General features: G+C 62.7%; 22 protein-coding genes and 1 pseudogene. 9 read left to right on the top strand and 14 right to left on the bottom strand.

Features of this window, described 5'->3' with window-relative positions; all coding sequences use genetic code 11:
- Both purE and gpmA read right to left on the bottom strand, forming a co-directional pair.
- On the bottom strand, window positions 1-492 hold the full coding sequence (gene purE, locus SPHS8_RS01630) for a 5-(carboxyamino)imidazole ribonucleotide mutase (protein WP_201513591.1): 492 nt from the start codon (window positions 490-492) through the stop codon (window positions 1-3).
- An 81-nt stretch (window positions 493-573) separates the two neighbouring features.
- Complete coding sequence (gpmA, locus tag SPHS8_RS01625; protein WP_201513590.1) at window positions 574-1,260, bottom strand: 2,3-diphosphoglycerate-dependent phosphoglycerate mutase; 687 nt, start codon at window positions 1,258-1,260, stop codon at window positions 574-576.
- A gap of 151 nt (window positions 1,261-1,411) precedes the next feature.
- Here gpmA and sppA point away from each other — a divergent pair, with 151 nt between their 5' ends.
- Entirely contained in the window at window positions 1,412-3,295 is a 1,884-nt protein-coding gene (gene sppA, locus SPHS8_RS01620) for a signal peptide peptidase SppA (protein WP_201513589.1), read from the top strand.
- A 67-nt stretch (window positions 3,296-3,362) separates the two neighbouring features.
- Here the strand turns inward: sppA and SPHS8_RS01615 are convergent, their stop codons facing one another.
- From SPHS8_RS01615 to SPHS8_RS01600, 4 genes are all read right to left on the bottom strand, one after another.
- The gene (locus SPHS8_RS01615) at window positions 3,363-4,001 is read right to left on the bottom strand and encodes a trimeric intracellular cation channel family protein (protein ID WP_201513588.1); all 639 of its coding nucleotides are present in this window, start codon (window positions 3,999-4,001) and stop codon (window positions 3,363-3,365) included.
- A 68-nt stretch (window positions 4,002-4,069) separates the two neighbouring features.
- A complete protein-coding gene (locus SPHS8_RS01610; RefSeq protein WP_097092742.1) occupies window positions 4,070-4,615 on the bottom strand; it encodes a glutathione peroxidase in 546 nt (181 codons plus the stop codon).
- A 40-nt stretch (window positions 4,616-4,655) separates the two neighbouring features.
- Window positions 4,656-5,390 (bottom strand): VIT1/CCC1 transporter family protein, encoded by a 735-nt coding sequence (locus SPHS8_RS01605; protein WP_201513587.1) that lies wholly within the window; start codon window positions 5,388-5,390, stop codon window positions 4,656-4,658.
- 16 nt (window positions 5,391-5,406) lie between these two features.
- Window positions 5,407-7,200: an ABC-F family ATP-binding cassette domain-containing protein gene (locus tag SPHS8_RS01600; RefSeq protein WP_201513586.1), complete on the bottom strand. Its 1,794-nt coding sequence runs from the start codon at window positions 7,198-7,200 to the stop codon at window positions 5,407-5,409.
- A gap of 142 nt (window positions 7,201-7,342) precedes the next feature.
- Here SPHS8_RS01600 and SPHS8_RS01595 point away from each other — a divergent pair, with 142 nt between their 5' ends.
- The 5 genes and pseudogenes from SPHS8_RS01595 to SPHS8_RS01575 all read left to right on the top strand — a co-directional run bounded on the left by SPHS8_RS01595 (window position 7,343) and on the right by SPHS8_RS01575 (window position 11,004).
- The gene (locus SPHS8_RS01595; RefSeq protein WP_201513585.1) at window positions 7,343-8,074 is read left to right on the top strand and encodes an SIMPL domain-containing protein; all 732 of its coding nucleotides are present in this window, start codon (window positions 7,343-7,345) and stop codon (window positions 8,072-8,074) included.
- A 47-nt stretch (window positions 8,075-8,121) separates the two neighbouring features.
- Window positions 8,122-8,458: pseudogene (locus tag SPHS8_RS01590) on the top strand (hypothetical protein).
- Between the two features lie 36 nt (window positions 8,459-8,494).
- Window positions 8,495-9,160: a response regulator transcription factor gene (locus SPHS8_RS01585; RefSeq protein WP_097091359.1), complete on the top strand. Its 666-nt coding sequence runs from the start codon at window positions 8,495-8,497 to the stop codon at window positions 9,158-9,160.
- Window positions 9,161-9,340: 180 nt separating this feature from the next.
- Complete coding sequence (locus SPHS8_RS01580) at window positions 9,341-10,645, top strand: sensor histidine kinase (RefSeq protein WP_201514837.1); 1,305 nt, start codon at window positions 9,341-9,343, stop codon at window positions 10,643-10,645.
- Window positions 10,645-11,004 (top strand): YbaN family protein, encoded by a 360-nt coding sequence (locus SPHS8_RS01575; protein WP_201513584.1) that lies wholly within the window; start codon window positions 10,645-10,647, stop codon window positions 11,002-11,004. Before SPHS8_RS01580 ends, SPHS8_RS01575 begins: the two co-directional genes overlap by 1 nt.
- A gap of 7 nt (window positions 11,005-11,011) precedes the next feature.
- Here SPHS8_RS01575 and SPHS8_RS01570 read toward each other — a convergent pair whose 3' ends face one another.
- Window positions 11,012-12,235, bottom strand: a complete 1,224-nt coding sequence (locus tag SPHS8_RS01570) for a polyhydroxyalkanoate depolymerase (protein ID WP_201513583.1) — start codon at window positions 12,233-12,235, stop codon at window positions 11,012-11,014.
- A gap of 125 nt (window positions 12,236-12,360) precedes the next feature.
- Here SPHS8_RS01570 and SPHS8_RS01565 point away from each other — a divergent pair, with 125 nt between their 5' ends.
- Entirely contained in the window at window positions 12,361-13,017 is a 657-nt protein-coding gene (locus tag SPHS8_RS01565; protein ID WP_097092741.1) for a glutathione S-transferase, read from the top strand.
- A gap of 29 nt (window positions 13,018-13,046) precedes the next feature.
- Here the strand turns inward: SPHS8_RS01565 and SPHS8_RS01560 are convergent, their stop codons facing one another.
- The 3 genes from SPHS8_RS01560 to acnA form a co-directional block, all read right to left on the bottom strand.
- Complete coding sequence (locus tag SPHS8_RS01560; protein WP_201513582.1) at window positions 13,047-13,748, bottom strand: glutamine amidotransferase; 702 nt, start codon at window positions 13,746-13,748, stop codon at window positions 13,047-13,049.
- 72 nt (window positions 13,749-13,820) lie between these two features.
- Window positions 13,821-14,078, bottom strand: a complete 258-nt coding sequence (locus SPHS8_RS01555; protein WP_097091354.1) for a CBU_0592 family membrane protein — start codon at window positions 14,076-14,078, stop codon at window positions 13,821-13,823.
- A gap of 143 nt (window positions 14,079-14,221) precedes the next feature.
- Complete coding sequence (acnA, locus tag SPHS8_RS01550) at window positions 14,222-16,891, bottom strand: aconitate hydratase AcnA (protein WP_201513581.1); 2,670 nt, start codon at window positions 16,889-16,891, stop codon at window positions 14,222-14,224.
- 375 nt (window positions 16,892-17,266) lie between these two features.
- Between acnA and SPHS8_RS01545 the strand changes: the two genes are divergently transcribed.
- Window positions 17,267-17,545 carry a hypothetical protein gene (locus SPHS8_RS01545; RefSeq protein ID WP_236574915.1) on the top strand — a complete coding sequence of 93 codons (279 nt, stop codon included), beginning with the start codon at window positions 17,267-17,269 and terminating at the stop codon, window positions 17,543-17,545.
- A gap of 26 nt (window positions 17,546-17,571) precedes the next feature.
- Here SPHS8_RS01545 and SPHS8_RS01540 read toward each other — a convergent pair whose 3' ends face one another.
- Together SPHS8_RS01540 and SPHS8_RS01535 are read right to left on the bottom strand one after the other, a co-directional pair.
- Window positions 17,572-17,775 (bottom strand): DUF5818 domain-containing protein, encoded by a 204-nt coding sequence (locus tag SPHS8_RS01540; RefSeq protein ID WP_097091352.1) that lies wholly within the window; start codon window positions 17,773-17,775, stop codon window positions 17,572-17,574.
- 4 nt (window positions 17,776-17,779) lie between these two features.
- Window positions 17,780-17,965 carry a DUF1328 domain-containing protein gene (locus SPHS8_RS01535; RefSeq protein ID WP_201513579.1) on the bottom strand — a complete coding sequence of 62 codons (186 nt, stop codon included), beginning with the start codon at window positions 17,963-17,965 and terminating at the stop codon, window positions 17,780-17,782.
- Window positions 17,966-18,103: 138 nt separating this feature from the next.
- Here SPHS8_RS01535 and SPHS8_RS01530 point away from each other — a divergent pair, with 138 nt between their 5' ends.
- Entirely contained in the window at window positions 18,104-19,567 is a 1,464-nt protein-coding gene (locus SPHS8_RS01530) for an NAD-dependent succinate-semialdehyde dehydrogenase (RefSeq protein WP_201513578.1), read from the top strand.
- Between the two features lies 1 nt (window position 19,568).
- On the opposite strand, the gene SPHS8_RS01525 is transcribed toward SPHS8_RS01530, so the two are convergent.
- Window positions 19,569-20,480: a copper resistance protein B gene (locus SPHS8_RS01525; protein ID WP_201513577.1), complete on the bottom strand. Its 912-nt coding sequence runs from the start codon at window positions 20,478-20,480 to the stop codon at window positions 19,569-19,571.
- Window positions 20,477-22,219 carry a copper resistance system multicopper oxidase gene (locus tag SPHS8_RS01520; RefSeq protein WP_201513576.1) on the bottom strand — a complete coding sequence of 581 codons (1,743 nt, stop codon included), beginning with the start codon at window positions 22,217-22,219 and terminating at the stop codon, window positions 20,477-20,479. The genes SPHS8_RS01525 and SPHS8_RS01520 overlap by 4 nt, the downstream gene beginning before the upstream one ends.
- Between the last annotated feature and the right edge of the window lie 17 nt (window positions 22,220-22,236).

Here is a 22,236-nt window from a genome sequence, read left to right as displayed (position 1 = left end):
TTATTCAGGCGTCTCCGCGACATCGTCCGTCTGCTTTTCGCGCCACATGTCCAGCCGCTCGGCCAGTTCCTCATTGGTCGTGGCGAGGATCGAAGCGGCCAGCAGGGCCGCGTTGATCGCACCGGGCTTGCCGATGGCGAGGGTACCGACCGGAATGCCGCCGGGCATCTGGACGATGGACAGAAGGGAATCCATGCCCTTCAACGCCTTTGACTCGACGGGCACACCAAGGACCGGCAGACGCGTCATCGAGGCCGCCATGCCGGGAAGATGAGCCGCGCCCCCTGCCCCCGCGATGATGACCTTCAGCCCACGCCCCACGGCGCCGGTGGCATAATCATAGAGGCGCTGCGGCGTGCGGTGAGCAGACACGACCTTGCATTCATGCGGAACGCCAAGCGCACTCAGCGTTTCGGCTGCGTGGCGCATGGTTTCCCAATCGGATCGCGATCCCATGATAATGCCGACGCTGGCGGCGCTCTCTCCGGTCATTCGCCTGACTTCCCCTGATGGCGCGGAAAGCAAAGCCCCTTAGCCGGGCGACCGGCAGGGGGCAATGCGAGATTTGCGCGCTTAACGCTCCGACAGATAATAGCGGTCCTTGGCCGTCAGATCGTCGGCAAGGTCATAGACGATCGGCTGCCCCGTAGGAATTTCCAGCTCCGTGATCTCGTCGTCGGGAATGCCAGACAGATGCTTCACCAACGCGCGGAGCGAATTGCCGTGGGCAGAGATGAGGACGCGCTTGCCAGCCTTGAGCTCCGGCACGATGCGGCTTTCCCAATAGGGAAGCACGCGGGCAATGGTGTCCTTGAGGGACTCTGTCGACGGGATGGCGATGCCGTCATAGCGGCGGTCCTTCGACAGGTCGAACTCGCCGCCCGGCTCCAGCACCGGCGGCGGAATGTCGAAGCTGCGGCGCCAGATCTTCACCTGCGCGTCGCCATGCTTGGCGGCCGTCTCCGCTTTGTTGAGGCCGGTGAGGCCGCCATAATGACGTTCATTGAGGTGCCAGTCCTTTTCCACCGGCAGCCAGAGACGCCCCATTTCCTCAAGCGCAAGATTCAGCGTCTTGATCGCTCGGGTCTGGACCGAAGTGAAGCAGCGGTCGAAGTCGAGGCCCTTTGCCGACATCAGCTGGCCAGCGGCCCGCGCTTCCTCCACGCCCTTTTTCGTCAGGTCCACGTCCCACCAGCCAGTGAAGCGGTTTTCCAGGTTCCAAGCCGATTGGCCATGGCGGATGAGAACGAGGGTGGGCATGTAACGCATCTCCTGCACTAAGAGCGATGATGGCGCTTCCCATAACGCCGGAAATGACGGGCGCAAGCTTGCGCGGCCGGACGGCCGTCCCACATTGCAGTGGGCCGGGCGATGGGATAGCTCCGGGCAAGCAAGCAATAAGGAAGCGGCATTGGCATTTGTAAAGGGCGTCTGGCGCATATTGGTCGCGATCAAGGACGGGCTGGTTCTGCTGTTACTGCTCGGCTTCTTCGGCCTGCTCTATGCTGCCCTGTCCTGGTCGCCCAAGCCCGCGCGCAGCGTGAGCAGTGGCGCCCTGCTGCTGAAGCTGGACGGCACCATTGTCGAGCAACCGGCAGAAGCCGACCCCTTTTCGCTGCTGACATCATCCGGGCCGCAGACGAAGGAATATCGCCTGTCCGATGTCGTCACCGCATTGGAGGCGGCAAAGACCGACGGCAAGGTCAAGGCGGTGGTCCTGAACCTCGACGGGTTCCTTGGCGGCGGTCAGGTCGCGCTTTCCCGCGTAGGCAAGGCGCTGGATGCGGTGCGGGCCGCCAACAAGCCGGTCTTCGCTTTCGCCACCATCTATAGCGACGACAGCTACCAGCTTGCCGCGCATGCCAGCGAGACATGGGTCGATCCCCTTGGCGGCGTGGCCATCCTGGGGCGCGGCGGATCCGGCCTTTACTACAAGGGTCTGATCGACAAGCTGGGCGTCAACACGCATGTCTATCGCGTCGGGACATACAAGAGCTTCGTCGAACCCTTCATCCGCACGGAACAATCACCCGAAGCGCGCCAGGCCAATCAGGCGCTGGCCGATGCATTGTGGCAGGATTGGCAGGAGGAAGTCGCCAAGGCCCGCCCGCGCGCGAAGCTGGCGGCCTATGTCGCGAACCCGGCGGGTGCGGCGGAGGCGGCGCGGGGCAATCTGGCCAAGGCGGCACAGAATGCGGGGCTGGTGGACAAGCTGGGCGACGAGGCCGCGTTCGGCAAGCGCGTAGCGCAGGTCGCAGGGGAGCCGTCCGACGATCGCGTCGGGGATTTTGCGAGCACTGACCTGAGCAGCTATGCCAAGGCCCACCGACCCGCCAATGACGGGCAGATCGGCGTGATCACCGTGGCTGGCGACATCGTGGATGGTGATGGGGGCCCCGGCAGCGCTGCCGGCGACACCATCTCTGCCCTGCTCTACAAGGCATTGTCGGAAAAGGACCTGAAGGCGCTGGTCGTGCGCGTCGATTCTCCTGGCGGGTCGGTGATGGCGTCGGAAAAAATCCGCCAAGCCATCATGGAAGCCAAGCGAAAGGGTCTGCCGATCGTCGTATCGATGGGCAATGTCGCGGCGAGCGGCGGCTATTGGATATCCACGCCCGCCAACCTCATCTTGGCGGAACCCGGCACGATCACGGGGTCTATCGGGGTGTTCGGCATCTTGCCAAGCTTCGAAGGCACACTAGCCAAACTCGGCATCACGACCGACGGGGTTCGGACCACGCCGCTTTCAGGCCAGCCGGATCTTGCTGGCGGTACGACGCCTGAGTTCGACCGCATCATGCAGATGGGGATCGAAGATATTTACGGCCGCTTTGTCGGGCTGGTGGCACAGGCGCGGCGCAAATCGCCCGAGCAGATCGACACGATCGCTCAAGGCCGCGTGTGGGATGGCGCCACGGCGAGGCAGATTGGCCTTGTCGATCGCTTCGGCGGGCTGGAGGACGCGATCGCCGAGGCAGCGAAGCTGGCCAAGATCGATCCCGCCAAGGCGAAAGCCTATCGCATCGAAAAGGAACCGGACAAATTTGCGGAGTTTCTCCAGTCGATGACGGAGCGGGATGATGAGGATGCAGATGCTCCCCGCGACATGTTGAGCCGACAGGCGATGATCCAGCGGCGCTGGGCAATGCAGGCGATTGCAGACGTGCGCGGCCTCATCAGCGGGGCCGGCGTGCGGGCGGATTGCCTGGAGTGTCGTGGCTATGGCGCGCCACGGCGGGCGAGTGCTGCGGATGAGCGTGGCTTGCTGGCATTGCTGGCCAGTCTGTGGCGGTGAGGTGGACGGCTTAGCTGATAGACTGCGGGTCGCGCCCGTGGCGCTTCTTCTGGCCGTCATTCTCTCCTCACCGGCCACCGCGATATGTGGGCAGGCCGATGCTTCGCCAAATCGCGACAGCCCGAAGCAGGAAGCCTAGAACGGCGGCGATCAGGCCAGCAACGGGGACATCCAGTCCACACCAGCGCAGGATGACGAAGAGCCCGGAGGCGAAGGCCGCGGCGGTCACATAAAGTTCCGGGCGCAACAGGATGGAGGGCTCATGCGCGAGCAGATCGCGCAATATACCGCCGACGCAGCCGGTGACGACGCCCATCATCGCAGCGACGAACGGTGGGATGCCGTAGCTCATCGCCTTGGCCGCGCCGAACACCGCGAAAGCGGCGAGGCCTATCGCGTCGAGCCAGTCGAGCGCTCGGTCGCTCCAAAAGCGGCGCGGCGTGAACCAGATGAGCAGGGCCGCGACCATGCAGGTTATTGCCGGGACCGGGTCATGCACCCAGAAAACCGGCGCGCCGATCAGCAGGTCGCGCACGGTGCCACCCCCTACCCCCGTGACCAGCGCGAAAAAGGCGAAGGTGACGAGCGTCTGACCCAAGCGAGCGGCGGCCAAAGCGCCGGATGCGGCGAACACGAAAATGCCGACGATGCTGAGCGTTTCCAGCACCGGGCCGATTTGCTGGAAAGCGGTGGCAGGCGAAAGCATGAAGCAATTAGCCAAATAAAAACATTCGGGCCGGCAAGGTCAACAGCGCCGGCCCGGATGCTCGCTTCCTATTTCGCGAGTTCAGCCTCGATCGCGGAAACCAGGGCCGGATCGTCGGGCGTGGTGCCGGGGGCAAAGCGGGCGGCGACGGAGCCATCCTTTGCGATCAGGAATTTTTCGAAGTTCCACAGCACTTCAGGCTCTTCCGTCGGCGTCATGCCATAGCCGCGCAGCTTTTCGCGGAAGTCATCGCCATCGCCGTCAGCCTTGGGCTGCTCACTGGTGAGGGCGGCGTAGAGCGGATGCTTTTCCGGGCCTGTCACGACGATCTTTTCGAACATCGGGAATTCGACCCCGAAATTGGTCGTGCAGAATTCAGCGATCTCGTCATTGCTGCCCGGTTCCTGGCCCGCAAAATCATTGGCGGGGAATCCGGCGACCACGAGCCCCTTGTCCTTATAATCGCGGTAGAGCTTTTCCAGCCCTTCATATTGCGGGGTGAGGCCGCATTTGGAGGCGACGTTGACAGCCAGGACAACCTTCCCCGCATAGTCGGCCAGGCTGGCGTCGGCGCCCTTGATCGTCTTGAGCGGAATTTGCTGGATCGCAGTCATTATCGTCTCCTTGAGAATCCGGATGGCGCGGACCTTGCCATTATATGGCCGCGCCGAAAAGCCTGCCCGCACCCGCCGTGACCACCATGGCGAGCACACCCCAGAATAGCACCCTCATGAGGGAACGGCCTGTGCTCGCCCCGCCGAGCCGCGCGCCCGCGTAGCCCAGGAGTGCAAGGCACAGGAGCGACGCCAGCACGATGACTGGCAAGGCCAGCGAAGACGGGCTGGCGACCGCTGCCAGAAGGGGCGCAAGTGCTCCTGCCGAAAAGGTGGCGGCCGACGTCAGCGCCGCCTGCACCGGACGAGCCGTGCTGATCTCCGAAATGCCCAGTTCGTCGCGGGCATGGGCCGCCAGCGCGTCGGCATCCATCAGCTGCCGTGCGACTTCTCCCGCCAGTTCGGGTGTCAGGCCACGTTCCACATAGATGTTGCGCAGTTCCTGCCATTCCACCTCTGGCTGCTGAGCGATCGCATGCTTTTCCTTGGCAAGGTCGGCCCGCTCCGTGTCCGACTGCGCGCTGACGGAAACATATTCCCCTGCCGCCATCGACATCGCGCCCGCGAATAGAGCGGCTATGCCGGACAGCAGGATCGTGTCGCGCGCAGCACCCGACGCAGCGACACCGGCGAGCAGGCTGGCGGTCGAGACGATACCGTCGTTGGCGCCCAGAACCGCTGCGCGCAGCCAGCCGACGCGGTTGACATAATGGACGGCATGGTGCGCACGCGCATGCTCAAGTGCGCCTGAAGCTGATCCTTCCACCGCCGCCATGGTCACCCCCTCCTGTTCAGCCGCTCAGGCCTTCGGCCTTTTCGGCCAGTTCCAGCCAGCGTTCCTCCGCTGCGTCCTTGTCGGCGCGGGCTTGCTCTATCGCTTTCGTCAGGGCGGCGAACCGCTTGGGATCGCGCGTGTAGAGCGATGGGTCGGCGAGTGCTTCCTCGTCGCGCGCGATATCCTGCTCCAGCTTCTCGATCGCCTGGGGCAGCATATCGAGATCGCGCTGATCCTTGTAGCTGAGCTTCGTCGACGCCGTCTTCGGCAGCGGGGGAGCGGCAGGCGCCTTCTTTTCCGGGCGGGGCCCGTTCCTGGGCTGGCGCTTGGCAACCCAGTCGGCATAGCCGCCGACGATGACATCGACCTGACCCGATCCATCAAGACCAAGCGTCACCGTCACCGTGCGGTCGAGGAAGTCGCGGTCGTGACTGACGATCAGGACCGTGCCGTCATAGTCGGCAATCACTTCCTGCAGCAGGTCGAGCGTTTCCAGGTCGAGATCGTTGGTCGGCTCGTCCAGCACCAGCAGGTTCGATTCGCGGGCGAATTCCCGCGCAAAGAGCAGACGCGACCGCTCGCCGCCCGACAGGGTGCCGACGCGCGCCTCGGCGAGCGAGGGGTCGAACAGAAATTCCTTGAGATAGCCGTGGACATGCTTGCGTGACCCACGCACGTCGATCCAGTCGCCGCCCTCCGCAAGCACGTCGCGGACGCGCTTGTCGGGCTGCATCAGGCTGCGCTGCTGATCGATGAAGATCATGTCGAGCGACTTTGCCTGCTTGACCACGCCGCTGTCCGGCGCGAGTTCGCCCGTCAGCAGCTTCAAGAGCGTGGTCTTGCCCGCGCCGTTGCCGCCGACGATGCCGATGCGGTCGCCACGCTGGATGCGCAACGAGAAATCCTTGATGACGGTGCGCCCATGCTCACCGGCCCCGAAGCTTTTCGTCACATGCTCGGCGGTGATGACGCTCTTGGTCTTGCTGTCGTCGGCAGCGACCGCGATCTTCGCGACGCCCTGCGGCCCCACCATCGCCGCGCGTTGTTCACGCATCTCATAGAGCTTGGCGAGGCGGCCCTGATTGCGCTTGCGCCGGGCGGTGACGCCGCGCTCGAGCCAATGCGCCTCGATCTTCAGCTTGGCGTCGAGCTTTTCGGCGGCACGCGCCTCTTCGGCATAGACGGCTTCCATCCACTCTTCGAAGCCGCCGAAGCCGATCTCATTACGCCGGATCGAGCCGCGATCCAGCCACAAGGTCTGCCGCGTGAGCCGGGTAAGGAAGGCGCGGTCGTGGCTGATGACGATGAAGGCGCCCGAATAGCGGCCGAGCCATCCTTCCAGCCAGTCGATGGCGTCGATGTCGAGATGGTTGGTAGGCTCGTCCAGCAGCAAAAGGTCAGGCTCGCTGGCGAGCGCGCGGGCGATGGCGGCGCGGCGGCGCTCGCCCCCGCTGGCGGTCGCTGCTTCGCGTGAGAGGTCAATGCCGAGCTGGCTGGCGATCGCCTCCACCTCATGCGCGGGCGGTGCATATTGGCCTGCCAGCGCGAAATCGCGCAGGGTGGCAAAGCCCGCGACGTCCGGGTCCTGCTCAAGCATGATGACGCGCGCGCCTGGCCGAACGGAACGCGTCCCTTCGTCAGGCTCGACCTGCCCGGCGATAAGCTTCAGCAGCGTCGTCTTGCCTGCGCCGTTGCGGCCGATCAGCGCCAGCCGATCCCGCTCCCCGACAAAGATGTCGAGGTGACGGAAAAGCCAGTGCGAACCCTGACTGAGACCAAGATTTTCGAACGAGAATATGGGTGCGGCCATGGCCGTGCAGCTAGGACTTCCAACGCGCCGGGGCAAGAGCGCGTGGAACCACATGCCGCCTCAATGTTTTCAACGCGCGTCAGCCCCCATTCATCGCAGCCGTTACAAATGAGCTGCATCGCTTTTTCAAGGAGATACGCTCATGAAGTCCGCCCTGGCCCTGATGGCCGCCGCTGCCGCTGTCTCGATTCCTGCCCTGGCCATCGCGCAGACCAATGTGACAATTGCCGAAACCGCGCCCGTGGTGACGCTGAACGTCACCGAGACGGTGGAAGCCGCGCCGGATCAGGTTGTGGTCGGCACCGGCGTTCAGACACGTGCGCCGACAGCCGCCCAGGCGATGCGGGAAAATGCGGCGAAGATGGACCGGTTGATCGCCACCCTCGCCAAGGCGGGGATCGCCAAGAAGGACATCCAGACCAGCGGCATCAACCTGAATGCGCAATATGACTACAGCAATCAGAACGGCCAGCCCGCCGGGCCGCGCTTCATCGGTTATGAAGCGTCGAACCAGGTGACGATCAAGCTACGCGACATCAAGAAGACGGGGCAGTTGCTGGATACGCTGGTCGAAGCGGGCGCGACAAATGTCAGCGGGCCGTCTTTCGCGATCGAGGACCCTACCCCGATGCTGGCTCAGGCGCGCGCGGCAGCCCTGAAGAGCGCCAAGACGCAGGCCGACTTCTATGCGCAGGCGGCGGGCTATCGCTCGGCACGGCTCATTTCGATCTCGGAAAACAATAGTGGTGGCCGCCCGCCCATGCCGATGCTCACCACCCGTTTCAAGGCAGACGTGGCCGAAGCGACGCCGGTGGAGCCGGGCCAGGTGGGATCGTCGGTGACGCTCACCGTCCAATATGCGCTGGAACGCTGATCCGGTAGCCTGTCGCCCCGCTGACAGCACCATTCACCACCTGTTCAATGCTTATCGCCTATGGCATGCCACATGACGATGAAGCTTAGCAGCCTGATTGCCGGTATGGCCGCCATCGCCGCGATGGTGGCCGTACCCTCCTATGCCGAGGCCGGTCAGCGCGGCGAACAGGATGCCGCGCGCCGGGCGATGCTGGAAGGGCAGACCATGCCATTTTCCCTCATCAAGCGGCGGGTCGACGCGGACATGGGTGGCGCAACCTATCTTGGCGCGGAATTCAATCCCGCTTCGAACCGCTATCGGCTGAAATATGTGAAGGACGGCAAGGTGGTTTGGGTTGATGCGGATGGGCGCACGGGCAATATAATGGGCAGGGCGCACTGACGCGCCAAAGGGCAAAATACAAAGAAACGGAGCCATATGCGTCTGCTGATCGTCGAAGATGAACCAAGCCTTGGGCAACAGCTCCGCAACACGCTGGAGGGCGCGGGCTATGCCGTGGACCTCGCGACCGATGGCGAGGACGGACATTTCCTTGGCGCGACGGAAAGCTATGACGCGGTCGTGCTGGACCTTGGCCTGCCGACGATCGATGGGCTTACCGTGCTCGACCGTTGGCGCAAGGAAGGGCGCAGCTTCCCGGTGCTGGTGCTGACCGCGCGGGACAGCTGGTCCGACAAGGTCGCTGGGCTTGACGCGGGCGCCGACGATTATCTGGCCAAGCCTTTCCAAAGCGAGGAACTGATCGCCCGGCTGCGCGCGCTCATCCGTCGTGCTTCGGGCAACGCGTCGAGCGAACTGATCGCGGGCGATGTGCGGCTCGACACACGTTCGGGCAAGGTGACGCTGAAAGGCGAGCCGGTGAAGCTGACCGCGCAAGAATATAAGCTGCTGTCCTACCTTCTCCACCACAAGGGGAAGGTGGTGAGCCGTACCGAGTTGATCGAACATATCTACGACCAGGATTTCGATCGCGATTCAAACACGATCGAAGTGTTCGTCACCCGCATCCGCAAAAAGCTGGGCGCGGACGTGATCACGACGATACGCGGCCTGGGCTACAGTCTGGACGAGCCGGGCCGCTGATCCTTCGCGGGTTCGGACGGCTTATTCCCCTGATCGAACCCATGACGCGCTTTACTTCCCGCAAGAAGGTAGAACCTTCAACACCCTCGTGGCGGACGGACAGGGAGGTTCCGGCAATTACCAATGAGCGAGTCCAGCGCCCCTCCCCCGGTTCGTTCCACCGGATCGATCAGCCGCCGCATGATCGGCATTGCGGCGCTGTGGATCAGCATATTGCTGCTGGGCGGCGGGCTGGCGCTCGATCGCGTGCTGTCGCAAGCCATCACCCGCAATTTTGACGATGGCCTCAACTATGTGCTGACCGCGATGATCGCGTCGGCCGAGATCGGCCCGGATGGCGAGGTGCTGTTCAATCGTCCCCTCGCCGACCAGCGCTTCCTGGAGCCCAATAGCGGCCTTTATTATCAGATCAGCGCCAAGGGACATGAGGATTGGCGGTCACGTTCGCTGTGGGACCGCGCGCTGAGGGTGCTGCCCGAGCATGATGATCGCAGCTTCCACGCCTATGACAGCAAGCAATTTCCGGGCGAGGATCTGCGCATCATGGAACGGACCATCGTCCTGCCGGGCTCCGATACACGCTGGATGTTCATGGTCGCCGCCGCCCGCGCGGGGCTGGATGATCAGATCAGGACGTTGCGATCAACCTTGACGCAGAGCTTCGCGCTGCTGGCGCTTGGCCTGATCGTTCTGACGACGCTTCAGACGCTTTATGGATTGCGGCCGCTGCGCCGGGTGCGCAAGGAGATCGTGCGGATGCGTGCGGGCGAAAAGAACCGCGTCACCGATCCCATGCCATCCGAAGTGTTGCCGATGGTCGAGGAACTGAACGCGCTGCTCGCCCATAATGAGCGGCAGGCGGAAGAGGCACGAACACATGCGGGCAATCTTGCTCATGCGCTGAAGACGCCGCTGACCGTCATCATGAATGCGGCGACGGCCCAGTCGGCCGACCTGGGCGAGACCGTCATTCGCGAAGCCACCACGATGCGACGTCAGGTGGATCACCATCTCGCCCGCGCTCGTGCCGTCGGGCGGCGCGGAGCCGCGCAGAGCCGCGCGGAGGTATGGGCGAGCTTGCAGGCAGTCGAGCGCGCCGTGCAGCGCCTCTATCCCGAAACGCGGATCGACATGGATGGCGACAAGGAGGTCGCGGTTCGGGTGGAGCGTCAGGACCTGGACGAGATGCTTGGCAACCTCATCGAAAATGCCGCGAAATATGGCGGAGGCAGCGTCTTTGCCACCGTCAACCGCGCTGGGCCGATGGTCGAGATATTGGTTGAAGATGACGGCCTGGGCATTCCCGAAGAGGAACGTACCCGCATTTTCGACCGGGGCGTGCGGCTGGATTCCGGAAAGCCCGGCACTGGTCTTGGCCTCGCCATTGTGCGCGATGTGGCCGAAATTTATGGCGGGTCGATCAGCATGGAGGAAAGCGAGGACCTGGGCGGTCTCCTCATGCGGCTGCGTCTGCCAGCGGCCTGATGCGGCGGACGCTCTATCTTTCCGCTGGCTTTCTCTCGCTCGGCCTAGGTGCGGTCGGCATTTTGCTGCCGCTGCTGCCTACGGTGCCCTTCATGATATTGGCGGCATTCTGCTTTGCCCGGTCGAGCCCGGCACTGGAAGCGAGACTGCTCGATCATTCCCATTTCGGACCGCATATCCGGCGCTGGCGGGACAAGGGCGCCATCAGCCGGAAGGGGAAGCGGGCGGCGCTGGCGGCTTTCGCGTTCAGCGCCCTGCTGGCGCTGCTCCTCGCGCCTTTTCCCTGGTTCTTCATGCCGCTGGCGGCCGCGCTGATCGGCGGCACCTGGATATGGACCCGCCCGGAAGATGACGCCTGAAGCGGCGTCAGTTCATCGCCAGGATCATGTTGCGGACTTGCGGGAAGACTTCCTTTTCCCATTTGCGGCCCGAGAAGACGCCATAATGACCTGCGCCGATTTGCAGGTGATGGCGTTTCAGGTGGGGGCGCAGCCCGGTGCAGAGCGCATGAGCGGCGGCCGTTTGCCCGACCGCGCAGATGTCGTCCTTTTCACCCTCAACGGTCAGCAGCGCCGTCTTCCGAATGGCACCGGGGTTGACCGGGCGGCCGCGATGCTTGAGTTCGCCCTTGGCCAGAAGGGTCCGCTGAAACACCCGATCGACGGTCTCCAGGTAGAATTCGGCCGTCATGTCCAGGACGGCGAAATATTCCTGATAGAAATCCTTGATCTTCGCCGCCTCTGCTTCCTTCCCGTCCGCCAGAAGCTGGTAAAGCTCGCGATGCTGGGCGCCGTGGCGCTCCAAATTCATCGACAGGAAAGCGGATAGCTGCAGGAAACCGGGATAGACGCGGCGGCCCGCACCGGCATAGCGTAGCGGGACCGATGTGATGAGGTTTCGTTCGAACCATTGGATCGGACGCTCGTTCGACAGTTCGTTGACCACGGTAGGCGCGGCGCGCGGATCGATCGGCCCACCCATCAAGGTCATGGAACGCGGAGTGGCCGCGTCGTCATCCTCCGCCATCAGCGCGACAGCAGCGAAGGCGGGCACGCAGGGCTGGCAGACCGACAGCATATGCGCGCCCGGCCCCAGTTCCTGCATGAAGGTGATCACATAGTCGACATAATCGTCGAACCCGAACCGTCCGGCAGACAAAGGCACGTCGCGCGCATTCTTCCAGTCGGTGATGTAGACGTCATGGTCGCGCAACAGCGTCCGGACGGTGCTCCGCAACAGTGTCGCGAAGTGGCCGGACATCGGAGCGACGAGCAATATACGCGGCTGTTCTGTTTCGACATCATCCTTGGCGAAGTGCAGCAGATTGCCAAAAGGCAGGTCGAGCAGCACTTCTTCCCGCACTGCAACAAGGGCATTGCCGCTGCGGACTTCGTCTATCCCGTAGGACGGGCGCTTGTGGGTGAGACGCGCCCCCTGGAACACATCCATGAGCGCGAACATGCGGCGGGGCATGGGCCAATCGGCTACCGGTCCCATTTTCCCCCGAAGACCGAGGGCGAGTTCAGCACCGAAACGAGCCGGAGCCAGCATGTCTTCGAGAGCTTGATAGCCAGTGTACAGCATCGTCATAATATGAACGGCGCCCCAAAATGTTCCCCCAGGCCGATTCGGCCCCCTCCGTTCGATATACTGTTTTTGCGTATTGCACTGCATCATGTTTGATGGAAAAATGTGGGAATATCGGGAGGATCGCCATGGCCGCTACGGAATTGACGATATCGAGCAAGATCTATTCCTCCTGGTCATTGAGAGGTTGGCTGCTGTGCCGGTTGGCCGGGCTGCGCGTCACGGAGAAGATGGTGGCGCTGGAAAATCTGGAAAACCGCGCCGAACTTTTGCTGCTGACGCCGTCCGTCCTGGTGCCGAGGCTGACGCATGAAGGGGCGAGTGTCTGGGACACGCTGGCGATCGCGGAATATCTGCACGAGCTTTATCCCAACGCCGGCATGTACCCGAAGGACCGGATCGCGCGCGCGCATTGCCGGTCGGTTTCGGGCGAGATCCATTCCGGTTTTGCGAACCTGCGATCCGCCTTGCCGATGAACCTCAAGGTCCGGCACAAGAAATTCCCGATCTTCTCTGGCGCCAAGCCCGACATCGAACGGGTGGAGGCGATCTGGACCGAATGTCTTGGGTCTTATGGCGGGCCATGGCTGTTCGGCGACAGCCCCACCGTGGCGGATGCGATGTTCGCGCCGGTCGTGCAGCGCTTCCTGACCTATGCCGTGAAGTTGCAGGGTCCAGCGGCTGCCTATTGCGATACGGTGAATAGCTGGGACCTGATGCGCGAGTGGATCGATGACGCGCGCAAGGAGCCTGACGAGGTAGAGGAACTCGACGTAGAATTTTGACGCTGGGAGTTTTGACGCGGCTGGACTGGTCAGGCCTTCAGCTGAGCCAACCAATCACCGATCATCGCACGGCCCGCTGCGACGGCCGCAGGACCATGTTCGTCATGGTCCCGGCGCAGCGCCACGCCGCACTGCCGAGCCACGTCGAGGTCCGCCCAGAAATGGGTCAGCCAGTCATCGAAGCGCGGGTCTTCACCCATTTCGGCATGGAATTGCAGCGCCAGAAGGTTGCGTCCGCGGCGAAAGGCCTGATGCGCATAGGCATCCGTCGATGCCAGCAGTTCGACGCCACGCGGCAATTCGAAGGTATCGCTATGCCAGTGGAGAACGGGCACATCCCGGATGTGCCGCAAGGGCGAATCGGCCCCTGCCCCATTTAGAGTGACAGGCGCGAAGCCTAGTTCCATCACCTCGCCGGGATAGACCTGTGCGCCCAATGCAGCGGCGATCATCTGACTGCCAAGGCAGACGCCCAAGGTTGGGAGATCCTGCTCCAGCCGCGCGGCCAGTTTGCCGACCTGCACCGGAATCCACGGATGGATGTCATGCTCATAGACGCCCATGGGGCCGCCCATCATGATCAGCAGGTCAGGCGTGCAAAGATCGACATCGGCAAATTCGGGGCTCGCTACGTCGATCCTCTCGATCTGAAAGCCCGCAGCTTCGATCGGCTGGAGAAACCCGGCCGCTCCCTCTCGCGGCACATGACGGACGATGAGTGCTTTTTTCATTGCTGATGGGATGCCTAACGGATTGGACGGACGCTCGCCACCCCAGGCTTTCTTGAGGAGCCGATAACCCTCCTATCGGCTATCTGTCGCCTTGGCGCGCCAGATGCGCCAGAGCGCCGCGAAACCGATCGCGCTCCAAACGATATTCAGCACCATCGAAGGTATGGCGCCGTGCCACCAGGTGTTCAGCACGAAGAAACCGGCGCCCAACGCGTTCATCCACTGGAAAAGCGCCGATCCGCCAGAAAGGCGACCTATCGAGACGAGGATGTAAGCGCCCAGGACCAGGACAGCGCCCACCCAGCCGACGATTTCCACGATGATAGCCATGCGGTCCTTTCGGCGTGCGTCTTACTGGTGTGCGGGTGAGCAGCTAAGAGTTTTCGGCGCAGGAAATTGCAGCCCATCTCGACATACAAAAGGCTCCCTCCTGCCGGAGGGAGCCTTTCGTCTTAGCTCGGCATTGCAGCGGATCAGGCGGCCAGCTTGCGCAGGACGTACTGAAGGATGCCGCCGTTCATGAAATATTCGAGCTCGTTCACGGTGTCGATGCGGCAGAGGGCCGTGAAGGTGAAGGTCGAGCCATCGGCGCGCTTCACGATCACCTCCACGTCCTGGCGCGGCTTCAGGCCAGCGACATTCTGGATGGTGAAGGTCTCATCACCCGTGAAGCCGAACGTGTCCTTGCTCTCGCCATTCTTGAACTGCAGCGGCAACACGCCCATGCCGACCAGGTTCGAACGGTGAATACGCTCGAAGCTTTCGACGATGACGGCGCGGACGCCGAGCAGGTTGGTGCCCTTCGCCGCCCAGTCGCGCGACGATCCGGTGCCATATTCCTTGCCGCCGATGACGACCAGCGAGGCGCCGTCCGCCTTGTGCTTCATCGCTGCGTCATAGATCGGCATGACTTCGCCTTCATAGCGGGTCATGCCGCCTTCGACGCCGTCCAGCATCAGGTTCTTGATGCGGATGTTGGCGAAGGTGCCGCGCATCATCACTTCATGATGGCCACGGCGCGCACCATAGCTGTTGAAGTCGGCCTGGGCGACCTGATGGTCCGACAGCCACTTGCCTGCGGGCGAGGTCGCCTTGATCGAACCGGCGGGCGAAATATGGTCGGTGGTGATGGAGTCGCCGAAGATGGCCAGCGGCTTGGCTTCGACAATGTCGGTGACCGCGGCCGGGGTCATGGTCAGCCCCTCGAAATAGGGCGGGTTGGCGACATAGGTCGATCCGGCGCGCCAGCTATAGGTGGCCGAACCGGTCACGTCGATCGCCTGCCAGTGGGCATCGCCCTTGTAGACGTCGGCGTAGCGCGCCTGGAACATCTGGCGATCCATGCAGCCCGCCATGGTCGAGGCGACTTCGTCGTTCGTGGGCCAGATGTCCTTCAGATAGACTGCCTGGCCATCCTTGCCCGTGCCGATCGGGGTCGTGATGAAATCCTCGACCACAGTGCCCTTGAGCGCATAGGCGACAACCAGCGGCGGCGAGGCGAGGAAGTTGGCGCGCACGTCGGGCGACACGCGGCCTTCGAAGTTGCGGTTGCCCGAGATGACGGCAGCAGCGACCAGGCCGTTGTCATTGATCGCCTTGCTGATCGGCTCGGCCAGCGGGCCGGAGTTGCCGATGCAGGTGGTGCAGCCATAGCCCACCAGATTGAAGCCGATGGCGTCGAGGTGCGACTGGAGCCCGGCCTTTTCCAGATAGTCGGTGACGACCTGGCTGCCGGGGGCGAGCGACGTCTTGACCCAAGGCTTGGGCTTCAGGCCGAGTTCGTTCGCCTTCTTGGCGACGAGGCCGGCAGCGACCAGAACACCGGGGTTCGACGTGTTGGTGCAGCTGGTGATCGCGGCGATCGTGACGTCACCGTCGCCAATGTCGAAATCCTTGCCCTCGACAGGAACGCGGGTCTGCGCCTTCTTGTAGACCTTCTCCATGTCGGCATTGAACACGTCATCGACTTCCGGCAGCGAGACGCGGTCCTGCGGACGCTTGGGACCAGCGAGGCTGGGGACGACAGTCGACAGGTCGAGTTCGAGCGTGTCGGTGAAGATCGGCTCCACCGAAGGATCGATCCAGAAGCCCTGCTCCTTGGCATAAGCCTCCACCAGCGCGATATTCTCCTCGGTGCGGCCGGTGAGGCGCATATAGTCGAGCGTCTTGTCGTCAATGCCGAAGAAGCCGCAGGTCGCGCCATATTCCGGCGCCATGTTCGCGAGCGTCGCACGGTCGGCCAGAGTCAGCGAAGCAAGGCCTGGGCCGAAATATTCGACGAAACGGCCCACCACGCCGCGCGCGCGCAGCATCTGGGTGCAGGTGAGGACGAGGTCGGTGGCGGTCACGCCTTCCTTCAGTTCGCCCGTGAACTTGAAGCCCACGACTTCGGGGATGAGCATGGAAACGGGCTGACCCAGCATGGCGGCCTCAGCCTCAATGCCGCCCACGCCCCAGCCGAGCACGCCCAGGCCGTTCACCATGGTGGTGTGGCTGTCGGTGCCGACGCAGGTGTCGGGATAAGCGACAGTGACGCCGTCGGGGCCTTCGCTCGACCAGACGGCCTGCGCGATATTTTCCAGGTTCACCTGATGACAGATGCCGGTGCCCGGGGGAACGGCGTAGAAATTGGCGAGGCTCTTGCTGCCCCACTTCAGGAAGTCGTAGCGCTCCATGTTGCGCTGATATTCAATTTCCATATTCTGTTCGAACGCCTTGGGCGTGCCGAATTCGTCGACCATGACCGAGTGATCGATGACGAGGTGGACGGGCACCTGCGGATTGATCTTGCTGGCATCGGCGCCGAGCGCGTTCATCGCGTCGCGCATGGCGGCGAGATCTACGACGCAGGGAACGCCAGTGAAGTCCTGCAACAGGACGCGGGCCGGGCGGTACTGAATCTCGCGCTCGGCCTTGCCCTTGTCATTCTGCCACTCGACGATCGCCTTGATATCGTCGGTGGTGACGGTCACGCCATCTTCGAAGCGGAGCAGGTTTTCCAGCAGCACCTTCATCGAGAAGGGGAGACGCGAAACATCGCCCAGCTTGGCCGCAGCCTTCTTCAGCGAGTAGTAGGCAATGTCCTTGCCGCCGACCTTCAACGTGTCGCGCGTGCCGAGAGTATCCTGTCCGATGGCGGTCATGAGTCGTGCGTCTCCTCGCAATGCCCGGCCAAGGGGCTAGGAGGATAACGACATTCCGTCGGCGCATGCCCCCACATCATGGCGGCCTCACAGTGACGGGATGCGCCCCAACCGATGGCCGAAGCGGGTATGTCCCTTGATGGCCGCCGCCATAGCGCCTGCACCCGTCAAGTCAATGAGAAGGCGCGAAATGAGACATGTCACCAATCTTTATTATAGACGGGGTCCGACGGCACGGGATACATTGAGCTGTAGCCGCGTTCTGGCAGTCGGAGCGGGTTACCATGAAATAAAGCGGGTCGCGCGCTCTGACTTAAGTCGTCGCATCGCAGTGTTTTGAAATATCGATATTTTTCACTGGGTGCTCGATAATATATGTCTGAGGAGGAAGAGACGATGCGCCCAGTTTCGAGCCTCGCGACCGGCAAGTCATTTGACCCGGCCCTAAGGGGATACATAATTCATTATCATCTTGGCGAGGCCAACCATTGTCCCAGTTGCGGCCGGAGCCAGTGGATCGTCGGCCGCCTTATGGCCGAATGCGCCTATTGCGAAACCGCCCTGCCGCTGGAAAATAACCGTGGCGTAGGTGCGTGCGCACGCTTCGTGCACACCAACAATCCGATCGCGCCCGGCGATCCCGTGACCGCCTGACATATCATCGCTGCCGCTGAAGCAATTCAGGCGGCGGCGACGCCTTCGACCTCGACTATTCCCTCGCCCGCATAATAGCCCTGCACGCGTACCCGCTTTTCGACATGATCGACGGGTACGCGCAGGAGGACGAGGCGAAAGGTGCCGCCGAGATCACGCTGGAGCAGAAAACCGGCTTCGTCCCTTATCAGCCTGCCCGTTTCATCGATTCCAGCGCCAATCTCTATCATGCGATCAATCTATTGCGTTCTTGATCCCTTTTCCAGCCAGCAGGCCCAGAACGAGGAAGATCACGAACAGCGCGACCGCAAGGAAGAACAATATCTTGGCGATCCCGACAAAGGTGCCGGCAGCGCCGCCAAAACCCAGGATCGCGAGCACCGCGGCGATGACCAGCGATATGATTGCCAGGCGGATCATGATGAAATCCTTCACTATAAACAGATGCGGGCTGAACGGATGACGCCGCTTGCAGGTTCCGCATCCGTTATGGCCGGAGATTTTCCGGGCCTGAGCCGTTACTGACGCCAGAAACTCCTCTCAGCGGTGCAGGCATCCATGACCCTTTCGCTAGACAATCCCGCATTGCTGACCGACCGCGCCTTCATAGGCGGCGAATGGGTCAGTGCGAAATCCGGCGCGACCGTGCCCGTCGACAATCCTGCGACCGGGGCGGTCATCGGCACGGTCCCAGATTGCGGTGAAGAGGATACGCGCGCGGCCATTTCGGCGGCTGAGCGGGCTTATCCTGCCTGGCGCGCGCGCACGGCCAATGACCGCGCCGCGCTGCTGGAACGCTGGCATGCGCTTGTGTTGGAAAATATCGCGGACCTCGCACGGATCATGACGGCTGAACAAGGGAAGCCCCTGGCCGAAGCGGAGGGGGAAATCCGCTACGCCGCGACCTTCATAAAATGGTTCGCGGAGGAAGCACGCCGGGTCGATGGAGCCATCATACCAGCACCCGAAACCAATCGCCGCATATTGGTCATGAAAGAGCCGGTGGGTGTTTCGGCCGCGATAACGCCGTGGAACTTCCCCGCCGCGATGATCACGCGGAAATGCGCCCCCGCCCTCGCAGCGGGTTGTCCGGTTGTCATCAAGCCGTCCGAACTGACGCCCTACTCCGCGCTGGCCCTGGCGAAGCTGGCGGAAATGGCAGGCTTTCCCGCAGGCGTCTTCGGCATCGTCACCGGGGATGCAAAAGCTATCGGCGGGGTCATGACGTCGAGTCCGATCGTGCGGAAGCTGTCCTTTACCGGCTCCACGCGCGTGGGCGTGCAACTGATGCAGCAATCCGCCGGCACCTTGAAACGGCTGAGCCTGGAGCTTGGCGGCAATGCGCCGTTGATCGTGTTCGACGACGCTGACCTCGACCTCGCCGTCGCGAGCGGCATGGCGAGCAAGTTCCGCAACGCAGGGCAAACCTGCGTCTGTGCCAACCGCATATTGGTGCAGGACGGCATTCACGACGCATTTGCCGAGCGGCTGGCCAAGGCGGTCTCCGCCCTCAAGGTCGCACCCGGCGATCAGGAAGGCGCCACGATCGGGCCCCTCATCAACAGCGCTGCCGTCGACAAGGTGAAGGAGCATGTAGACGACGCTCTTCACCATGGCGCGAAGATTTTCGCCAAGGCGCCGGACGGTGCGAAGGGCGAGCGCTTTGCAACGCCGATGGTGCTGACCGGAGCCACGCGCGACATGCGGCTGGCGGACGAAGAGACTTTCGGACCTGTAGCACCCCTCTTCCGCTTCACCCATGAAGAGGAAGGCATCGAAATCGCCAATGGCACAAGCTATGGCCTTGCCAGCTATTTCTACACCGAGAACCTGCATCGCGCCTTTCGCGTGGCCGAGCGCCTGGAGGCTGGCATGGTCGCGCTGAACACGGGCGGCATATCGATGGAGATGGCGCCCTTTGGCGGGGTCAAGATGTCAGGCTTTGGCCGCGAGGGCGCGCATATGGGGATCGAGGAATATCTTGAGACCAAGACGTTCCACGTCGGCGGGTTGAAGCTTTAGGCTAGAACCAGAAACGGATGCCCATCACCAAGCTCGTCGCGGAAGCATCATCGCCCCCGGCGCGCGCGATCCGGGCGGTCTTGCCAAGCTTCCGCTCCCAATTGACCCCGATATAGGGCGCGAATTCGCGGGCAAATTCATAACGCAGCCGTAGACCCAGTTCGACGTCCGACAATCCTGATCCAAGCCCAAGTTCAGGCACATCCTGGGCGGCGAAGTTCATTTCGGCGGCCGGTTGCAGGATCAAACGCTGGGTGATGCGCTGATCATAATTTGCCTCCAGCCGGAGATGCGCATCCCCTTTGGCGGACAGGAATGCCTGCGCGCCGACCTCAAACCAATATGGAGCCAGGCCATCTATGCCAATCACAGCATAGCTTCGGTCTTGCCCGCGACGGAAGTCATGCCGCAATCCAGCTTCGAGATTGAACCATGGATCGATCGCGCGGCTGTAAAGCGCCTGGACCTCCGCCTCTTCCAGCCTGCCCCGGACCTCCCCCTCGCCTTCCGTCTTGAACGCGAGGCGGTTAATGTCCCCGCCGATCCAGCCTTCACCCTGCCAGTGGTAGGCGTCGGCGCCCTGGCCCAGGCGATATTCAAGGCGGTCGAGCATCAATTGCGAGAAGGTCATGCCGCCATTTTCCCTGCGCATGGCGGCGCGGGCGCGAGCCATTTCGGCAGGGTTGAAATATGCGTCAGCGGCATGATCGCTTGGCGGCGGCGGAGCTGTCCCTTTCGGCGTGGCTGGAACAGCGAGATGGCCCGCATGAGGATCGGCAGCGTCTGGAGACGGATTGTCCTTCGCCTCGGAAGCCTGCTCCATGCCGCCATGATGCATATGGCTGTGATCCATCTGCTGCGCATGGGCTGGAAGTGCGACGGGCAGCAGCAGGGCCGCGAGGGCGTATTTCATGCCGCCCCCCCGTCATGACGCACCGTCACCACCCGCATCATGCCCGAATGCATGTGCATCAGCATATGGCAGTGAAATGCCCAGTCGCCCAAGGCGTCGGCCGTCAGATCGAAGCTGACCTTGCCACCGGGCAGTACATTCACCGTATGCTTGAGCGGATTATGCTCATCCGCGCCCGTGACCAGCTCGAAAAAATGGCCATGAAGATGGATGGGATGCGGCATCATCGTGTCATTGATGAGGTTCACCCTCACCCGCTCCATGTGACGGAACGCGATGGGTTCCGCACCGTCGGACAGCTTCACCCCATCAAAGGACCACATATAGCGTTCCATGTTTGCGGTAAGATGGATGTCTAGCGTGCGTGTCGGTGCCCGCCGGTCCTTGTGCGGCAGCAGCGATTTCAGGTCAGCATAGGTCAGCACCCGATGGGGCACATCTTCCAGACCCGTAGGGCGATCGGCAGTCCGGTCCATGGGCATTGGCGAAAGCGTTGCGACGCCAGGACCCATGCGGACCTGCGGCGCGACGGACTTGTCCCGCATCTTCATGGAATGCCCAGCCCTGCCTTCAGTGGCAGGGTCGCTGTGGCCGCTCGCGCCGCCATGGCCCATATCCATACCGGACATGTCCATGCCCATATCCTTCATGCCCAGCAGTGGGCGCTGTCTCAGTTCAGGCACTTCCGCAACCATGCCGGTCCGCGGCGCCAATGTCGCGCGCACGAGGCCTGACCGGTCGACCGCTTCCGCGATCAGGCCGTAGGCCCGCGCCTCATTGGGGCGAATGACGACATCATAGGTCTCTGCAACGCCGATCTGGAACTCGTCCGTTTCGACGGGCTGCACATGCTGTCCATCGCATTGCACTACGGTCATCGGCAGGCCGGGCAGCCGGACATTGAAGTTCGTCATCGCCGATGCATTTATGATCCGCAGGCGAACCCTCTCACCTGGCGTGAAAAGGCCCGTCCAGTTTTCCGCCGTCCCATGCCCGTTGACGAGGAAGCTGTAGGTCGATCCCGTCACGTCCGATATGTCGGTGGGGTCCATGCGCATTGCGCCCCATCGCAGGCGATCCCTTGCACTCTGGTCCTTGCCCGCCAGCAAACCGGCCAGCGTCTGCTTCTGCATATTGAAATAGCCGCTCATCTGCTTGAGCCGCTTGAGCAGGACGTGGGGATGGAGCGGGCTCCAGTCGGACAGGACGATCACATGTTCGCGGTCAGCCTGAACCGGGTCCAGACCGGCAGGATCTATGACGATCGGACCATAGTGGCCAACCGCCTCCTGCATGCCCGAATGGCTATGATACCAATAGGTGCCCGACTGCCGCACCGGAAAATCGTAGACGAAGGTCTCGCCTGGCCGGATGCCGGGAAAGCTGACGCCGGGAACACCATCCATCTGGAAAGGCACGATCAGACCGTGCCAGTGGATGGAGGTATCTTCCTTCAGCCGGTTCGTGACGTGCAGGCGGACATTCTGCCCTTCCTTCAGCCGGATCAGCGGGGCTGGCAGAGTGCCATTGATCATCACGGCATGGGCGGATCGCCCGCCTGTGGAGAAATGCCCCTCACTGACGGTGAGCGCGATATTTTCGCCAGTCAGTGCTTCTGGCGATGAAGCCAGCCCGGACGTGCCGCTTTGCGCCCAGGCAGGAACGAAGCGGCTCAGCGCGAACGCGCCGCCCGCCATGCTGAGGCCATGCAGCAGCTCCCGCCGGTGAAGACCACTCATGACACGCTCACTTCAGA

The organism is Sphingobium sp. S6 (assembly GCF_905120495.1).
GTDB lineage: Bacteria > Pseudomonadota > Alphaproteobacteria > Sphingomonadales > Sphingomonadaceae > Sphingobium > Sphingobium agri.
This window is presented reverse-complemented; position numbering and strand designations above follow the sequence as displayed.

Bases quoted from the DNA above. Each gene is read 5' to 3' on its own strand.
- purE (WP_201513591.1), bottom strand. From the start codon at position 492: ATGACCGGAGAGAGCGCCGCCAGCGTCGGCATTATCATGGGATCGCGA.
- gpmA (WP_201513590.1), bottom strand. From the start codon at position 1,260: ATGCCCACCCTCGTTCTCATCCGCCATGGCCAATCGGCTTGGAACCTG.
- SPHS8_RS01615 (WP_201513588.1), bottom strand. From the start codon at position 4,001: ATGCTTTCGCCTGCCACCGCTTTCCAGCAAATCGGCCCGGTGCTGGAA.
- SPHS8_RS01610 (WP_097092742.1), bottom strand. From the start codon at position 4,615: ATGACTGCGATCCAGCAAATTCCGCTCAAGACGATCAAGGGCGCCGAC.
- SPHS8_RS01605 (WP_201513587.1), bottom strand. From the start codon at position 5,390: ATGGCGGCGGTGGAAGGATCAGCTTCAGGCGCACTTGAGCATGCGCGT.
- SPHS8_RS01600 (WP_201513586.1), bottom strand. From the start codon at position 7,200: ATGGCCGCACCCATATTCTCGTTCGAAAATCTTGGTCTCAGTCAGGGT.
- SPHS8_RS01595 (WP_201513585.1), top strand. From the start codon at position 7,343: ATGAAGTCCGCCCTGGCCCTGATGGCCGCCGCTGCCGCTGTCTCGATT.
- SPHS8_RS01585 (WP_097091359.1), top strand. From the start codon at position 8,495: ATGCGTCTGCTGATCGTCGAAGATGAACCAAGCCTTGGGCAACAGCTC.
- SPHS8_RS01580 (WP_201514837.1), top strand. From the start codon at position 9,341: ATGATCGGCATTGCGGCGCTGTGGATCAGCATATTGCTGCTGGGCGGC.
- SPHS8_RS01575 (WP_201513584.1), top strand. From the start codon at position 10,645: ATGCGGCGGACGCTCTATCTTTCCGCTGGCTTTCTCTCGCTCGGCCTA.
- SPHS8_RS01570 (WP_201513583.1), bottom strand. From the start codon at position 12,235: ATGACGATGCTGTACACTGGCTATCAAGCTCTCGAAGACATGCTGGCT.
- SPHS8_RS01565 (WP_097092741.1), top strand. From the start codon at position 12,361: ATGGCCGCTACGGAATTGACGATATCGAGCAAGATCTATTCCTCCTGG.
- SPHS8_RS01560 (WP_201513582.1), bottom strand. From the start codon at position 13,748: ATGAAAAAAGCACTCATCGTCCGTCATGTGCCGCGAGAGGGAGCGGCC.
- SPHS8_RS01555 (WP_097091354.1), bottom strand. From the start codon at position 14,078: ATGGCTATCATCGTGGAAATCGTCGGCTGGGTGGGCGCTGTCCTGGTC.
- acnA (WP_201513581.1), bottom strand. From the start codon at position 16,891: ATGACCGCCATCGGACAGGATACTCTCGGCACGCGCGACACGTTGAAG.
- SPHS8_RS01545 (WP_236574915.1), top strand. From the start codon at position 17,267: ATGTCTGAGGAGGAAGAGACGATGCGCCCAGTTTCGAGCCTCGCGACC.
- SPHS8_RS01540 (WP_097091352.1), bottom strand. From the start codon at position 17,775: ATGATAGAGATTGGCGCTGGAATCGATGAAACGGGCAGGCTGATAAGG.
- SPHS8_RS01535 (WP_201513579.1), bottom strand. From the start codon at position 17,965: ATGATCCGCCTGGCAATCATATCGCTGGTCATCGCCGCGGTGCTCGCG.
- SPHS8_RS01530 (WP_201513578.1), top strand. From the start codon at position 18,104: ATGACCCTTTCGCTAGACAATCCCGCATTGCTGACCGACCGCGCCTTC.
- SPHS8_RS01525 (WP_201513577.1), bottom strand. From the start codon at position 20,480: ATGAAATACGCCCTCGCGGCCCTGCTGCTGCCCGTCGCACTTCCAGCC.
- SPHS8_RS01520 (WP_201513576.1), bottom strand. From the start codon at position 22,219: ATGAGTGGTCTTCACCGGCGGGAGCTGCTGCATGGCCTCAGCATGGCG.